The organism is Streptomyces roseolilacinus (genome assembly GCF_014649335.1).
GTDB classification, from domain to species: Bacteria; Actinomycetota; Actinomycetes; order Streptomycetales; family Streptomycetaceae; genus Streptomyces; species Streptomyces roseolilacinus.
The window spans coordinates 108,075-122,676 of sequence record NZ_BMSV01000002.1; the positions used below are offsets into that span (position 1 = coordinate 108,075).

At 74.6% G+C, this 14,602-nt stretch carries 14 protein-coding genes and 1 riboswitch; of the genes, 5 read left to right on the top strand and 9 right to left on the bottom strand.

Annotated elements, in window-relative coordinates; genetic code table 11:
* Positions 1-78: 78 nt before the first annotated feature.
* The 6 genes from IE106_RS04740 to IE106_RS04765 all read right to left on the bottom strand — a co-directional run bounded on the left by IE106_RS04740 (position 79) and on the right by IE106_RS04765 (position 6,724).
* Positions 79-1,263 carry a S8 family peptidase gene (locus IE106_RS04740; protein WP_189530152.1) on the bottom strand — a complete coding sequence of 395 codons (1,185 nt, stop codon included), beginning with the start codon at positions 1,261-1,263 and terminating at the stop codon, positions 79-81.
* A 196-nt stretch (positions 1,264-1,459) separates the two neighbouring features.
* On the bottom strand, positions 1,460-2,656 hold the full coding sequence (locus tag IE106_RS04745) for an ABC transporter ATP-binding protein (protein ID WP_189530154.1): 1,197 nt from the start codon (positions 2,654-2,656) through the stop codon (positions 1,460-1,462).
* A 54-nt stretch (positions 2,657-2,710) separates the two neighbouring features.
* Positions 2,711-3,544 (bottom strand): carbohydrate ABC transporter permease, encoded by an 834-nt coding sequence (locus IE106_RS04750; RefSeq protein ID WP_189530156.1) that lies wholly within the window; start codon positions 3,542-3,544, stop codon positions 2,711-2,713.
* Positions 3,544-4,452 carry a carbohydrate ABC transporter permease gene (locus tag IE106_RS04755; protein WP_189531124.1) on the bottom strand — a complete coding sequence of 303 codons (909 nt, stop codon included), beginning with the start codon at positions 4,450-4,452 and terminating at the stop codon, positions 3,544-3,546. Before IE106_RS04755 ends, IE106_RS04750 begins: the two co-directional genes overlap by 1 nt.
* A 38-nt stretch (positions 4,453-4,490) precedes the next feature.
* Positions 4,491-5,879, bottom strand: a complete 1,389-nt coding sequence (locus IE106_RS04760; RefSeq protein ID WP_189530158.1) for an ABC transporter substrate-binding protein — start codon at positions 5,877-5,879, stop codon at positions 4,491-4,493.
* A 143-nt stretch (positions 5,880-6,022) separates the two neighbouring features.
* Positions 6,023-6,724 carry a type III effector protein gene (locus IE106_RS04765; protein ID WP_189530160.1) on the bottom strand — a complete coding sequence of 234 codons (702 nt, stop codon included), beginning with the start codon at positions 6,722-6,724 and terminating at the stop codon, positions 6,023-6,025.
* Positions 6,725-6,861: 137 nt separating this feature from the next.
* Between IE106_RS04765 and IE106_RS04770 the strand changes: the two genes are divergently transcribed.
* From IE106_RS04770 to IE106_RS04785, 4 genes are all read left to right on the top strand, one after another.
* Positions 6,862-7,302: an Hsp20/alpha crystallin family protein gene (locus IE106_RS04770; protein ID WP_189530162.1), complete on the top strand. Its 441-nt coding sequence runs from the start codon at positions 6,862-6,864 to the stop codon at positions 7,300-7,302.
* 69 nt (positions 7,303-7,371) lie between these two features.
* Positions 7,372-7,767 (top strand): DUF2267 domain-containing protein, encoded by a 396-nt coding sequence (locus IE106_RS04775; protein WP_189531126.1) that lies wholly within the window; start codon positions 7,372-7,374, stop codon positions 7,765-7,767.
* Between the two features lie 62 nt (positions 7,768-7,829).
* Entirely contained in the window at positions 7,830-8,228 is a 399-nt protein-coding gene (locus IE106_RS04780) for a DUF2267 domain-containing protein (protein WP_189530164.1), read from the top strand.
* A 114-nt stretch (positions 8,229-8,342) separates the two neighbouring features.
* Positions 8,343-9,632, top strand: coding sequence for an FG-GAP repeat domain-containing protein (locus IE106_RS04785; protein ID WP_189530166.1), 1,290 nt, complete (start codon positions 8,343-8,345; stop codon positions 9,630-9,632).
* 24 nt (positions 9,633-9,656) lie between these two features.
* Here the strand turns inward: IE106_RS04785 and IE106_RS04790 are convergent, their stop codons facing one another.
* Complete coding sequence (locus tag IE106_RS04790; protein WP_229840043.1) at positions 9,657-10,958, bottom strand: vanadium-dependent haloperoxidase; 1,302 nt, start codon at positions 10,956-10,958, stop codon at positions 9,657-9,659.
* A gap of 419 nt (positions 10,959-11,377) precedes the next feature.
* Positions 11,378-11,525, top strand: a riboswitch (cyclic di-AMP (ydaO/yuaA leader).
* A gap of 4 nt (positions 11,526-11,529) precedes the next feature.
* Here IE106_RS04790 and IE106_RS04795 point away from each other — a divergent pair.
* On the top strand, positions 11,530-12,318 hold the full coding sequence (locus IE106_RS04795) for a transglycosylase SLT domain-containing protein (protein ID WP_189530168.1): 789 nt from the start codon (positions 11,530-11,532) through the stop codon (positions 12,316-12,318).
* Positions 12,319-12,378: 60 nt separating this feature from the next.
* On the opposite strand, the gene IE106_RS04800 is transcribed toward IE106_RS04795, so the two are convergent.
* On the bottom strand, positions 12,379-13,398 hold the full coding sequence (locus IE106_RS04800; RefSeq protein WP_189530170.1) for a Gfo/Idh/MocA family protein: 1,020 nt from the start codon (positions 13,396-13,398) through the stop codon (positions 12,379-12,381).
* A gap of 67 nt (positions 13,399-13,465) precedes the next feature.
* Positions 13,466-14,380 carry a sugar phosphate isomerase/epimerase family protein gene (locus tag IE106_RS04805; RefSeq protein WP_189530172.1) on the bottom strand — a complete coding sequence of 305 codons (915 nt, stop codon included), beginning with the start codon at positions 14,378-14,380 and terminating at the stop codon, positions 13,466-13,468.
* Between the last annotated feature and the right edge of the window lie 222 nt (positions 14,381-14,602).

A 14,602-nucleotide genomic window follows, 5' to 3' on the forward strand; every position in this document is an offset into this window, starting at 1 on the left:
GGTCGCGGTCACGACGCCCGGTAAGGGGCCCGCCCGCCTCCGGTCGGCGGGCGGGCAGGCCCGGAGGCGGGCGGCGGCTCACAGGCCGCCGGTCTGGACGAGCCGGTTCGGGGAGCTCTTGGTCACGGTGAGGACGTCCTTCACGGACTGCTCGACGATCCACCCGGCGACCGCGCCGGACGACGCGGACGGGTTCTGCGCCTTGTACAGGGCGGCCACCCCGGCGACGTGCGGGCTGGCCATGGACGTGCCGCTCAGCTGGGTGCTGCCGCCGCCCAGCCTGGCCGACCTGATCTGCGTGCCGGGCGCGTAGATCGACAGGCAGGGCCCGAAGTTGGAGAACGACGCCTCCTGGTCCAGGTGGTTGGTGGCGCCGACGGTCATGACCCGGGCCGCGCCGGCGGGGGAGAAGCCGCACGCGTCGACGGAGCTGTTGCCGGCCGCGACGACCGGCAGGACGCCCCGGTCGGACAGGGCGGTGGCCGCCGCGTTGACCGCCTCGGAGCGCGGGCCGCCGAGCGAGGCGTTGAGCACCGCGGGCCGGGCCGAGCTCCCCGCCGCCCAGTCCAGGCCGGCGATGACGCCGGACAGGGAGCCGCTGCCCTGGCAGTTGAGGACCCGCACGCTGACCAGCCTCACCTCGCGGGCCACCCCGTAGGAGGCGCCGCCGACGGTGCCCGCGACGTGGGTGCCGTGGCCGTTGCAGTCCTGGCCGTTGCGCCCGTCGCCGATCGCGTCGTACCCGTAGTACGCCCGGCCGGCGAACTCCGGGTGGCCGTAGTCGATGCCGGTGTCGAGGATGAACGCCCACACGCCGGAACCGGTGGTGTTCACGTTGAACTGGCCGTTCAGCGGCAGGAACGGCTGGTCGATCCGGTCCAGGCCCCAGCTGTTCGCGACGGCCCGCGTCGCCGGGACCGGGGCGGCGGTGACCCGTGCGTCCTGCTCGACCGCCGTGACCTCCGGCATCGACCGCACGTCCGACAGCTGCGCCGGCGACAGCTTCGCGGCGAAGCCGCGCAGCGCCTTGTCGTACGAGAACAGCGGGGTGACCCCGGCGAGTCGGGCCACCTGGGCGGAGGCCGCGGTCGGTTCGAGGGTGACGATGTACTGGCCGTCGATCCCGCCCGCCGCCGCGGGACGCAGGGGGGCGGGCGCGGTGCGGCGCGGTGCGGTGTCGGAATCGGCCGCGGTGGCCGGGGCGGCCGCGAACGGCAGCAGCAGGAGGAGGGCGGCGGATGCGCAGCGCGCGGACAGTCTCACGGAGGACTCCGATCGGTCGGTGAGGGGCGAGCGACGTACGCGCTCCACCGGCGCGCCCGACCCGGGAGGGCGGGGTGGCGTCGTCAGTTATGTGGGCTCGCGGAGACCGCGCCACGCGATCTTGACGGGGCCACGCCATTAGTGGGATGAGATGCCGAACGGGTCGGCGGGGGCCGCTCCCGTCGGCCGGGCGCCGTCAGCGGCCGTCCGCGGCCGCCTCGCGGCGGGTGAGGTTGGCGCCGGACCGCGGATCGAAGACGTGCATGCCCGAGGTGTCGACGTACAGCTCCGCCCGGCCGCCCTCCCGCACCCGGGTCGTCGTGCCGAGCCGGGTGATGATCTGGTGCCCGCCGCCCCCGGCCTCCGCCGTCCCGGAGTCCGCCGCCAGCTCCGCGAGGTCCGCGCTCGTCGCCGGCTCCCAGCCCTCCTCCGTGAAGTGGGCGTACACGTCGGAGCCCAGGGACTCCACGACGTCCACCGTCGCCGTGAACCGGGCGCCCGGCAGGTCCGGGTCCACCAGCGCCGCGTCCTCGAACGCCTCCGGCCGCAGGCCCACGATCAGGTCCCGCGGCGCGTCCGCCCGCTCCAGCCGCCCGCGCAGCCCCGCGTCCACCGGCAGGTCCCCGACCGCGGTGCGCAGCAGGCCCTCCTCCAGCGTGGCGTGCAGGAAGTTCATCGCGGGCGACCCGATGAACCCGGCCACGAACAGGTTGCGCGGCTGGTCGTACAGGTGCTGGGGCGTGCCGACCTGCTGGACGACACCGCCGCGCATCACCACCACGCGGTCCCCGAGCGTCATCGCCTCGGTCTGGTCGTGCGTCACGTACACGGTCGTGGTGCCGAGCCGCTGCTGGAGCCGGGAGATCTGGGTGCGCATCTGCACGCGCAGCTTCGCGTCCAGGTTGGACAGCGGCTCGTCCATCAGGAACGCCTTGGGGGCGCGGACGAGGGCGCGGCCCATGGCGACGCGCTGCCGCTGGCCGCCCGACAGATTCGCCGGCCTGCGGTCCAGGTGCTCGGTGAGGTCGAGGATGCGGGCGGCCTCCTCCACCTTCTCCCGGATCACCGCCTTGTCGGTCTTCGCCAGGCGCAGCGCGAAGCCCATGTTCTCCCGCACGCTCATGTGCGGGTAGAGGGCGTAGCTCTGGAAGACCATGGCGATGTCGCGGTCCTTGGGCGCCTTGTCGTTGACGACCTGCCCGCCGATGCGGAGCGTGCCCTCGGAGATGTCCTCCAGCCCCGCGATCATGTTGAGGGTCGTGGACTTCCCGCAGCCGGAGGGGCCCACCAGGATGACGAACTCCCCGTCGGCGACGGTCAGGTCGACGTCCCGCACGGCCACGGCGCCGTCCGGGTACCGCTTGGTGATGCCCTCGAGCACGATCTCGGCCACGGTGGGAGCTCCTTGGAGGGGTGCCGTAGGGGTGGGGGTCGGGCGGGCCGCCGGTCAGCCCTTGACGGCCCCCGAGGTCAGTCCGGCGACGATGCGACGCTGGAACAGCAGCACGAAGACGATGATCGGCACGGTGATCACCATCGCGGCGGCGGCGATCGACCCGGCCGGCTGCTGGAACTGGCTGCTGCCGGTGAAGAACGCGATCGCCGCCGGGACCGTCCGCGCCGACTGCGTCGAGGTGAGGGAGATCGCGAAGAGGAAGTCGTTCCAGCAGAAGATGAAGACCAGGATCGCCGTCGTGAACACCCCGGGCGCCGCCAGCGGCGCGATCACCAGCCGGAACGCCTGCGCGGGCGTCGCCCCGTCCACCTTCGCCGCCTTCTCCAGGTCCCACGGGATCTCCCGGAAGAACGCCGACAGGGTGTAGATCGCCAGCGGCAGCGAGAAGGTCATGTACGGCAGGATCAGCCCCGGCCACGTGTCGAACAGCCCCAGCGCCCGCTCGATGTCGAACAGCGGCGACACCAGCGAGATCGGCGGGAACATCGCGATCAACAGCGACAGCCCGATCAGCAGCCGCTTGCCCGGGAAGCGCAGCCGGGCCACCGCGTACGCGGCCATCGTGCCCAGCGCCACGGCGATGACCGTGGCGATCAGCGCGATGCCGATCGAGTTGACCAGCGCCCGGGTGAACTCCGCGGTCTCGAAGATCCCCCGGTAGTTGTCCCACGTCCACTTCACGGGGACGAAGTTGCCGTCCGTCAGCGTCGTGGGGTCCTTGAAGGACAGCGCCGCGATCCACCACACCGGGAACAGCGCGTACGCCACGACGACGACGTTGGCGACGGCCCACCCGGCCGCATGCCGCTTCCCCGCACGCGCCATCAGCGACCACCCTCCCCGGATCCGGGGGCGGCCGCCCCGAACAGCCTGACGAAAGCGAAGGCGATCAGCGCCACACACAGGAAGATCAGCACGGAGACCGCCGACCCGATGCCGAGGTTGAGCGCGGTGAACAGGTTGTCGTAGCCGAGGATCGACACCGAGCCGGTGCCGTGCGCGCCCGCCGTCAGCACGAAGACGCTGTCGAAGACGCGGAACGCGTCCAGGGTGCGGAACAGCAGCGCCACCAGGACGGCCGGCTTCATCAGCGGCAGCGTCACCCGGACGAACCGCTGCCACCCGCCCGCCCCGTCCACCATCGCGGCGCGCAGCGTCTCCTCCGGCACCAGCGCCAGCCCGGCGAGCAGCAGCAGCGCCATGAACGGCGTCGTCTTCCACACCTCCGCCAGGATGATCAGTCCCAGCGCCGGCCACTGCTCCGTCAGCGGCGCCTCGCCGGCCGGCAGCAGCGCGGCGAGGTACCCCGTACCGGGCGTCCAGGCGTACTGCCAGGAGAACGCGGCGACGACGGTGACGATGCCGTACGGGACGAGGACCGCCGTGCGGACCGTGCCGCGCCCCAGGACGGTGCGGTGCATCACCATCGCCAGCGCCATCCCGAGCACCAGCTCGACCGTGACGGACACGACGGTGATGAACAGCGTCACCCCGAACGCCTCCCACCAGAACGGGGACGACAGCACCGCCGCGTAGTTGCCCAGCCCCACGAACTCCGCCCGGTCGGGGAAGCGCAGGTCGTAGCGTTGCAGCGACAGGTAGACCGCGTAGCCGATCGGATACGCCGTCACGGCCGCCATCACCAGCACGGCGGGCGCGCACAGCAGCCAGCCGAGCCGGCGCTCCTGCCGCGCGCCCGCGGAGAGCCGCGCGGCGGCCGCCGCTCCCGGCACCGGCGCGCCGCTCCCGGCCCGTTCCCTCGTCGCGGGTCTCACGGGATCAGCCCCTTCGACTGGAGGGCGTCGGCGATCTGGCCCTCGATGGTCTCCACGGACCGACGGGGGTCGATCGCCGAGGGAGGGGACAGCGTGTGGGCGATGACGATGGACACGTTCTGGTAGGCGGGGGTGCGGGGGCGGACGCTCGCGTTCTCCAGCGCCTGGCGGATGGCGTCGGCGAACGGGTAGTTCCGGACGAACTCCTCGTCCGAGTACAGCTCCCGCAGCGTCGGCGGCAGCCCGCCGTCCACGGCGGCCGCGATCTGGTTCTCCCGGTTGCGCAGGCACAGCACCGCCTCGAACGCCTGCCGGGGGTGGCGGGAGTACGCGCCGACCGCGAGGTTGATCCCGCCGATCGTCGGCCTGGCGGGCCGCGAGGCGTCCACCCTCGGGTACGGCGCCCAGCGGAAGTGCCGGAACAGCTCCGGGTTGTTGGCCTTCATCGACGGGTGGACGAACGGGTAGTTCAGCTGGAACGCCGCCCGCCCGGACTCCATCGCCAGCCGGTTCTGGTCCTCCATCTGGTTCGGCAGCGACGGGTCGGCCGCCGGGGACCTGGCGAGGTCCCGCATGATCGTGGCCGCCCGGACCGCCGGCCGCCCCAGCGACGGGGCGGTCGCCCCGGCGTCGAGGACGGAGCCGCCCGCGCTGGCCACGAGCGTGTTGAACCAGACCGTCAGTCCCTCGTACTGGGCGCCCTGGATCTCGACGAGGTGCGGTTTGCCCTCGGCGGCCAGCCGGCGGGCGGCGTCCAGCATCTGCGCCCAGGTGCGCGGCGGCTCGTCGACGAGGTCGGCGCGGTACCAGAGCAGCTGCGTGTTGGTGTTGTACGGGACCGCGTACAGCCGGTCCTTCCACGTGCCGGTCTGGAGCGGCACCCGGAGGGTGCCCTGCTCGGCGAGGCGGCGCGTCCGACCGGTCCACGGCAGGATCCAGCCCGCCTCGGCGAACTCGGCGGCCCACGTGACGTCCAGGCCCATGACGTCGATCGAGTCGTCCTCGGCCGCCAGCCGGCGCACCAGCTGCTGCCGCTGCCCGTCCGCGGTGCGGGGCAGCTTGTGGTACACGATCCGGTAGCGGCCCTTCGCCGCGCGGGTGCAGTTGCGCGCGGCGGAGTCCAGCGCCCCCGAGTCGTCGGGGAAGTTGTACCAGTTCAGCGTGGGGACCCCGGCGTGCTCACCGGAGCCGCAGGACGCCAGCGGCGAGGCCAGCAGCGGCAGCACGAGCAGCGCCCGCAGCCCGCGCGGCACGCGGCGCCCGCGCGCTTTGCCGCGCCCGCGGTCCCGGCCGGGCGCGCGGCGTCCGGCACCCGTCCCGGTGCCGCGCCCACCGGCCGGTACCGGCCGGTGGCGGACGGCGTCCTCCCGGACCTCTCCTGGCATGCGGCCGACGGTAGGTCCCGGCGGCGGCACCGGGCGCGCGGCACGGGCGGTCGCGGCACACGGCCACCCGAGTGGCCGACGCCTCCCCGGCCGGGCGGGGGAGGCGTCGGCCCGCGTGCGGGCCCCCGGCGGCGGGCCCGCGGTCAGCCCAGGGAGCGCCGGTCGTGGTCGCTGGCCCGGCGCAGCTCGTCCGTCCGCCGCGTCACGTCCTCGACCCGCGCGGCCAGTTCCGGGTGCCGGCCCCGCAGGTGCGGGCCGGTGTCGGCGAGCGGGCCGAGGAGACCGGCCGCGTCGTCCCCGGCGAGCGCCTCGGTGAGCCGGCCGATCGGCGACCGGGCCTGCCGGGCGAGGTCGCCGAGCGCCGTGATCTGCCCGGCGAGCTGCCGCAGGTCCGCGGCGTTGCGCCGGGCCCACGCGCTCACCGACCGGTCGGCGGCCCGCCGGTCGCGGGTCGCCTTGACCCGCTGGTCGCCCGTCACGTCGGGGCCGCCGCCCGGCCGCAGGCGCAGGTACCGGCGCTCGGCCGCCTGCCGGCTGGCCACGCCGAGCGGGCCGGCGAGGTCGGCCCAGCTGGCGCCGGCCGAGCGGGCCGTCTCGATGAGCGCGGGCTCCCAGTCCGCCAGCCGCCGCCGCACCTCCCTGAGCAGCAGCAGCGCCGCGAGGGCGTCCTCCGTGCCGGGCGAGGGGCTCCCCGGCCCGGGCGGCCCCCCGTCCGCCGGGGTCCCGCCCGCCGGGGTCCCGTGCGCCGTGCGGATCGCCTCGTCGATCGCGCTCAGCGCGGCCGCGGCGGCGACGAAGGAGCCGGGGGCCGGTGAGGGGGGCGTCGGCTGCTCGGCTTCGCTCACGGGTCCTCCTCCACGGGATCCTCCATCGTCGTCGTTCCGACGACGGGATGGCTTGTCATCGTTGCGATGACATGTTACAACGGGAGTCAGGTGACCGCATTGGCATGGAGCAAGCGAGCCAGTGGAGGTGTTTCACGATGTTGATGCGCACCGATCCGTTCCAGGAGTTCGACCGGATCGCCCAGCGGCTCCTCGGCACGTCCGGGACGTGGTCGCGTCCCACCGCGATGCCGATGGACGCGTACCGCGAAGGCGACGAGTACGTGATCGCCTTCGACCTGCCCGGCGTGGACCCCGACGCCATCGACGTCGACGTCGAGCGGAACATGCTGACGGTGAAGGCCGAGCGCCGGCCGCCGACGAGGGCCGAGGGCGTCCAGATGGAGCTGTCCGAGCGCCCTCTGGGGGTCTTCTCCCGCCAGGTGATGCTGGCCGATACCCTCGATGTGGAGAACATCAAGGGCGACTACGACGCGGGGGTGCTGACCCTGCGCATCCCGATCGCCGAACGCGCCAAGCCGCGCAAGATCAGCATCAGCGCCCTCGGTGACGGCTCGCGCAAGCAGCTCGGGAGCTGACCCGACCCCGCTCGCAGCGCACGCGGAGGACGGAGGAATCCGTCCTCCGCCGGCCGGAAGGGGCACATGATGCGGATGCGATGGGAGCCGTTCCTGGAGGCCGTCCGGGAGCGCGGCGAGTACACCTCCCCGCACGAGGCGGAGCGCGCCGCCAGGGTCGTCCTGGCCCTGCTCGGCGCGCACCTCGTCGGGGAGGTGCGCGCCGAGTTGGCGGCCCGGCTGCCGGAGACCTTCGAGCTGATCCTGCTCAACCCCCTCCAGGCCGCCGAACCCCTCTCCCCGGAGCGGTTCACCCGCGCCACCGCGGCGTGGATCGAGGGAGCCACCGAGGAGACCGCCCAGTGGGACGCCGGCGCCGTGCTGAGCGTCGTCGCCGACGCCGCGGGCGAGGACCTCGTACGGCGCGTCCTGCTCCAGCTCCCCCCGGGGTACGACCTTCTCTTCGGCCGCCCGCGGGCGGCCTGACCACCACAGACGACACACACGGTCGCCCCGCGCGGGCGACCGGGGAGGAAAGGCTTTCCGGCATGACGTGGCAGGAACTCGTGGACCGCATTCGCACCGCCGGCCGCTACGACTCCGACGCGGAGGCGGAGCGCGTCCTGCGGGCCGTGCTGACGGTGCTGGGCGGGCACGTCGTCGGCGACGAGCGCTGCGAACTGGTACGGGTCCTGCCCGCCGAGGCCGGCGCCCTCCTCGTCACCCAGGTCCCGGTCACGGAGCCCGTCACCGCGCCCGGCTTCGTCGAGCGCGTCGCCCGCGCCCTCGCGCCGCTCACCCCCGCCGAGGCCCGCTGGGCCACCTCCACCGTCCTGACCGTCGTCGGCGCGTACGCGGGCGGCGACCTCACCCGGCGGATCCTCGCCGGCCTGCCCCGCGGCTACGCCCTCCTGTTCGGGCTGGCCGACCTGGCCCCCGCCGCCTGACCGGGCGTCAGCCGGCCCCTCCCGCGCGGGTAGGGTGCGACGAGGCGTCGGTCGCGCCGGGCGCGCCGACGGCATCGGTCACGTCGTGCACGAGGTTCGGGGAGGGACCGCGGTATGCGGACGATTCTGCGTGAAGGACGGCGCCGGCTGGGCGTCGCGGGAGCGGCCGGGGCGCTGCTGGCCACGGGGCTGGCGGGGGCGGGCGGAACGGCGGCGCACGCCGCGGACGGCACCGCCGGCTCCGTGGCGCTCGCCACGCCCGGACTCGCCCGGGGCGGCCAGGCCGTCCACACGGTGACGGTCGACGCGGCGGAGGGCGGCGTGCTGACCCTCGGCTTCGCCACCGCCGACGACCAGCGGCCCTGGGGCCAGCGCGACGAGTGGACCATCGGCCTGACCGTCGGCGCCCCGGACGGCGCGGAGCAGCCGTGCACCTATCCGGCGCACGACCTGCTCGGCGGCGCGGTGCGCTGCGAACTGCCGGCGGGCCGGCACACCCTCGCCTACCGGGTCTCCGCGTCCGACACCGTGCCCTCCTGGCACGTCGTCGTGGACGCCCGCTTCGCCTCCGCGTCGGGGGCCTCCGACGCCACCGCCGCCGGGCGGTTCGACGTGGCCGGCGTCCAGCCCGTGCCGATGGACTGGGACGTCCTCGCCCGCGACCGGAACGGCGCCCTGCGCGCCTACAGCCACCACCACGGGGAGGGCGGGCCGCTGGACGTCGAGTGGGGCAAGGGCCTGGGCACGGGCTGGGGCCACTACGACCGCCTCACCAAGCTCGCGCCGATCGACGTCCGCGGCCGCGGCGGCGACGTGGTGGCGCGCGACGCGTCCGGCGTGCTCTGGTACCACGAGCTCGCCGGCGGGACGCACACCGCCCTCAGGCCGCCGGTGCGGGTCGGCTCCGGCTGGGGCGTCTACCGGTCGATCCGCGGCGCCGGCGACCTGACCGGCGACGGCCGCCACGACCTGCTGGCCGTGGACGGCTCGGGCGCGCTCTGGCTCTACCCGGGCACGGACGACCCGGCGCGGCCCTTCGAGGCCCGCCGCCAGGTCGGCACCGGCTGGGGCGTCTACTCCTCCCTGACCGGCGGTCTCGACGTCACCGGCGACCGGAAGGCCGACCTGCTCACCCGCGACGGCTCCGGCGTCCTGTGGCTCCACCGGGGCACCGGCGACCCGGGCGCCCCGTTCCAGGCCCGCAGGCAGATCGGCACCGGCTGGAACGTCTACGACGTGCTCGTGGCGTACGGCGACGTCACGGCGGACGGCCACCCGGAGCTGCTCGCCCGCGACGGGGCCGGTGTCATGTGGCGGTACGCGGGCACCGGGGACGCGGCGGCGCCGTTCCGGGCGCGCGTGCAGGTCGCCCGGTACTGGGACGCCTTCGACGCCGTCCTCTGACGGGCCGCCGGCGCCGCCCGCGGGTCAGCCGTCCAGCGGGCGGAAGTGGCGGGCGAGCGCCCAGGCGGCCACCTGCCGGCCCGCCCGCGTGCCGACCGTGTTCGCCGTACGGGTGTGGATGCCCGCCCAGGTACGGGCGTCCACGCAGTCCCGGTCGTAGGCGCGGGCGGAGGTGTAGTGGCGGGTCTCCTGCGCGGTGATCGACGTGATGCGCAGGTCGAGGTCCGGGCTGCCGGACAGCAGCGTCAGCGTCCGGGTCAGGGCGCCGGCGGTGGTGGTGTGCCCGCTGAGGTAGTCGGGGTGGGCGGGGGTCTCCAGGAGCGGTTCCCACGCGGGGTCGGGGCGGGTGCGCGGGTTGCCGTCCCGGTCGGCCTCGCGGATCGCGGTAATGGGGCGCCAGGTGCCGTAGTGCAGCTTGGCGTCCCAGGCGACGATCACGGCGTCGGTCTGGACGGTGTTCACGGCGGCGAACAGGCGGGCCGTGTCGACCAGGTCGAGGCCGTCCCGCGCGGCACGGTCCGCCAGGGCGCCCTGCAGGTCGAGGTTGGTGAAGAACCGCGCCGTGGCGGTCTGTTCCGGGGTGCGCACCGGGCTGTCCTTCGCGCCGTACGCCTTCACCTCGTTCAGGTCGGCGGCGTAGCGGGAGGACGTCAGCGGGGGCGGCGGACCGGGGCGGAAGCGCTCGGGCCGGTCGATGAGCAGCGGGCGCAGCCGCGCCAGCCACGCGGTGGCGAAGGGCCGGTAATCGGGCGGCGTGGGGCGCCACACGCCGGGGGCGGTGGAGGCTGGGAAGGGGACCGGGGCGCCGATGCCGTCGCCCCGGCGCGACGCGACGATGTGGGCGGCCGCGCGGCGGCCGAACGCCACCCCGGCCTCCTCCGCCGGCCCGTCCGGCACCGCGGCGAGCGAGGCGGCGTGGGCGGTCCTCAGCCGGGCCGTCGCCTGCGGGAAGTAGTGCAGCAGCACGTCGTGGGCGGCGGTCGCGGCGGCGGCCACGGGGGAGGCGGTGCGGGGCGCCCGCCCGTTCCAGCGGTACGGCTCGTAGCGGCCCTCGATCCCGACCACCGCGTTGTACATGCCCGCCGAGACGAAGGCGTGCCAGACCGCCTCCTCCGGCGGGGTCAGGCGGCCCCCGGAGTCGACGATCTGCGCCGTCAGCCGGGCCCAGTCGGCGATGACCGAGCCGGGGGCGGGCGCGGCGGGCACGGCCCGCGTCGCCCGCGCCACCGGCGCGGGGACCGTCGCCGCGACCGCGGCCAGTCCCAGCAGCGCGACCGCGGTCGCGAGAATCCGGCGCGGTGACGACCTCGTCGGTGCTTTCTGCACGTTTCGCCCCTTTTCGCTCGATTCCCCTTCCCCCACCCTCGGGGCTCGGGTGGGGGACGCAACCGCTCTCGCCCGCCCCGGACGCCGTTCGGGCGTTCCGGTCACCCGAACGGCGGCGGTTCAGGGCTTGTGTCCGTTTGATTCCATTTAGGCATTTACGGCAAATGGGGTGCATCTGGGGTCTTTTGGGGTGCGAGGAGGGAGTCCGCACGGAAGCCGTAATCCGTGATGTCGGTCACGGCGGGCGGACGGCGGAATTCCCCGGTCGCCGTGCGGGGCCGCGGAATTCACCCCCGAGCGGGCCTCCAATGGATCACCGGCCGGAATTCCGGGCCTTGTTCCGCCCGCTTGATTTCGTTTACGGTCACCGTCAATCCGGAGGGAACGCCGAATCCTGCCGCCTTCCGGACTCCGGCACTCACACATTCACGCTCGGCAGGAGCGGGGGAACCAGGTAAGTCGCCGTCCCGGAATCCGGGGCGGCTAGGGGTGAAGTCGCGGGCGACCGCGGCCGGACATCTCCCGTCCGAACCCGACAGCTCACCTCGCAGGCGTCGGAGAGGAACGCCCCATGCCCGCACAGGGTAAGCACCGTCGTCCCAAGAGCAGCCGCCTCAGCCGTGGGCTCGTCGTCGCGAGCACCGGCGGAGCCGTCCTCGCCCTGCCCCTGACCGGCGCCGCCACCGCCACCGCCGCGCCGAGCGCGGCGCCCGCCGTGGTCGCCGTCGCCGGGAAGCCCGCCGCCGCGCCGACCGCCGCCGACAAGGCCGCCAAGCCCGTGACGTACACCGTGGCCCTCGGCGACACCCTGTCCGGCATCGCCGACGACCATTCCGTGAGCGGCGGCTGGAAGAAGCTGTACGAGGACAACAAGAAGGCCATCGGTGACGACCCGTCACTCATTCGGCCCGGCCTGAAGCTCACCGTCGGCGCCAAGGCGCCGGCCGCGAAGAAGCCCACCGCGAAGGCGTCCACCGCGGAGCGCGCCGACCGTTCCGCGGCCCGCGCCGTGGTCACTCCCGTCGCGGTGAAGTCGTACGCCGACAACCTCGACGGCTGGATCAAGGAATCGCTGGACATCATGTCCCGCAACGGAATTCCGGGAACGTACGACGGAATTCACCGCAACGTCATGCGCGAGTCCTCCGGCAATCCGCTCGCGATCAACAACTGGGACTCGAACGCCGCCGCCGGGACGCCCTCCAAGGGCCTCCTCCAGGTCATCGACCCCACGTTCAGCGCCTACCACGTGCCGGGCACGTCCCTGGACCCGTTCGACCCGGTCGCCAACATCACCGCCGCGTGCAACTACGCCGCCGACCGGTACGGCTCCATCGACAACGTCAACGGCCCGTACTGACCCGGCCCCGGGCACCCGACGCGCCGGGCCCCCGGCCCGCCGGGTGCCCGGCCGCGTACGTCAGCGGTAGAGGGCCGGCCGCTCCACCAGCCCGACCTCCACCCGGCGGCCCTCCGCCCGCGCCCGGAGCCCCGCCTCGCAGACGGCCGCCGCCGCGTACCCGTCCCAGCAGCTCGGACCGGTGACCTCACCGCTCAGGGCGGCGTCCACCCAGGCCCGCACCTGCCGGTCGTACGCCTCCTCGAACCGCTCCACGAACCCCGGCGCGATCACCCCGCCCCACCGGCCGGCCGTGTTGACGAGCATCCCGTGCACGTCGCCGATCCGCGCGGTGCCGTTCTCGCACACCGCCTCGGCCTGCACCTGGTACCCGAAGCGGCAGTTGACGTAGACCTCCACGTCGGCGAGCGCGCCGCCGTCCGTCTCGAAGACCACGAACTGCGGGTCGTCGACGCCCTCGGGGGCGTTCCCCGACGGCCGCGGCCGCAGCACCGTCACCGCCGTGATCTCCTGCCCCAGCAGCCACCGCGTGACGTCCATCTCGTGGACCACCGAGTCGCCGAGGAGCATCTCGCCGGTGAACCAGGGCGGCGAGGAGGCGTTGCGGTGCCGGTGGTGCAGCATCAGCGGCCGCCCCAGCCCGCCGTCGTCCAGCAGCGCCTTCAGCCGCAGGTACTCGGCGTCGTACCGCCGCATGAAACCGACCTGGACCAGCCGCCTGCCCAGCCGCTCCTCCGCCCGCAGCACCCGCAGCGCGGACGCCGCGTCCGGGGTGAGCGGCTTCTCGCACAGCACCGGCAGCCCGCGCCGGAACGCCGCCGCCAGCGCCGCCTCGTGCGCCGGGCCGGGGGAGGCGACGAGCACGGCGTCCACGTCGGGCGAGGCGATCGCGGCGGCCGGGTCGGTGTACGCCGCGCAGCCGTCGACACCGTCCGCGACGGCCTTCGCCCGCTCGGCGTCCACGTCCGCGACGGCGGCCACCCGCGCCCCGCTGATCACCCGGTCGATGCGGCGCACGTGGTCGGCGCCCATCCGGCCGGCGCCGACGACGGCCACGCCGAGCGTTGCGCGCTGGGTCATGGTCGGGAGTCTCCTTCCCCGGGGTCCGGGAGGTCGGGGGGATCGGGGGTCGTGGCGGGTTTGCCGGTCAGGCACCGCAGGAGCGGAGGAACCGGCGGGTGCGCGCCGCGATCGGCAGCGGACGGTCCGGCGGGCACGGGTACATGTCCTGTTCCACGATGGCGAACAGGTCCACGCCGAGCCGCTGCGCCGCCGCGAGCACCGGTTCGAGCGCGGGGACGCCGGACGGCGGCTCGCACATCACCCCGCGCCGCACGGCCGGCCCGAACGGGAGGCCGTTCTCGACGACCTCCGCCAGGACGGCCGGGTCGACCTGCTTGAGGTGCAGGTAGCCGATGCGCTCCCCGTACGTCTCGATCAGCTTGACGCTGTCGCCGCCGCAGTACGCGTAGTGCCCCGTGTCCAGGCACAGCGAGACCAGGTCGGGGTCGGTCGCGTCGAGGAACCGCTCGACGTGCTCCTCGGTGTCGAGGTGCGTGTCGGCGTGGGGGTGGACGACGATGCCGAGGCCGTACCGCTCGCGCACCTCGCGGCCCAGCCGCTCCGTGCCGCGGGCGAGGTCCGCCCACTGCCCGGCGCTCAGCTCGGGCGGCTCGACGATCTCGGCGGTCCGGTCGTCCCGCCAGAACGACGGGATGACCACCAGGTGCCGCGCGCCCATGGCCCGGGCCAGCTCCGCGACCGGGCCCACCCGCGCCCAGGTGGCGTCCCAGACGGCCGGGCCGCGGTGCAGGGAGGTGAAGACCGTGCCGGCGGAGACCCTCAGGCCGCGCCGCGCGGTCTCGTCCGAGAGTCGGGCCGGGTCGGTCGGGAGGTAGCCGTACGGGCCGAGCTCGATCCACTCGTACCCGGCCTCGGCCACCTCGTCCAGGAACCTCTCCCAGGGCACCTGCAGGGGGTCGTCGGGGAACCACACCCCCCACGAGTCCGGCGCGGAACCGATCCTGATGCGGTCGAGGGACGGGGTGCCGGCGGTGTCCATGCGCGGTCCTTTCACCCGGGGCCCGGGCGGTGCCGGACGGTCTGGTGCGGGCGGTTCGGCGGTGGTCGCCGACGATATCGGCATGATGCCGGGCCGCGAGCGCTGTTTGGGCCATCTGTCCGGCACCCCGCCGTGCGACCGGGGGATGGGAGGGGCGGGCCCGGGGGAGGACACCTGGGGACACCCCGGCCCCGACCGCCCCGCCGGCACCAGGAGCGACAC

Bases quoted from the DNA above. Each gene is read 5' to 3' on its own strand.
- IE106_RS04750 (WP_189530156.1), bottom strand. From the start codon at position 3,544: ATGGCGCGTGCGGGGAAGCGGCATGCGGCCGGGTGGGCCGTCGCCAAC.
- IE106_RS04760 (WP_189530158.1), bottom strand. From the start codon at position 5,879: ATGCCAGGAGAGGTCCGGGAGGACGCCGTCCGCCACCGGCCGGTACCG.
- IE106_RS04770 (WP_189530162.1), top strand. From the start codon at position 6,862: ATGTTGATGCGCACCGATCCGTTCCAGGAGTTCGACCGGATCGCCCAG.
- IE106_RS04775 (WP_189531126.1), top strand. From the start codon at position 7,372: ATGCGGATGCGATGGGAGCCGTTCCTGGAGGCCGTCCGGGAGCGCGGC.
- IE106_RS04780 (WP_189530164.1), top strand. From the start codon at position 7,830: ATGACGTGGCAGGAACTCGTGGACCGCATTCGCACCGCCGGCCGCTAC.
- IE106_RS04785 (WP_189530166.1), top strand. From the start codon at position 8,343: ATGCGGACGATTCTGCGTGAAGGACGGCGCCGGCTGGGCGTCGCGGGA.
- IE106_RS04795 (WP_189530168.1), top strand. From the start codon at position 11,530: ATGCCCGCACAGGGTAAGCACCGTCGTCCCAAGAGCAGCCGCCTCAGC.
- IE106_RS04800 (WP_189530170.1), bottom strand. From the start codon at position 13,398: ATGACCCAGCGCGCAACGCTCGGCGTGGCCGTCGTCGGCGCCGGCCGG.
- IE106_RS04805 (WP_189530172.1), bottom strand. From the start codon at position 14,380: ATGGACACCGCCGGCACCCCGTCCCTCGACCGCATCAGGATCGGTTCC.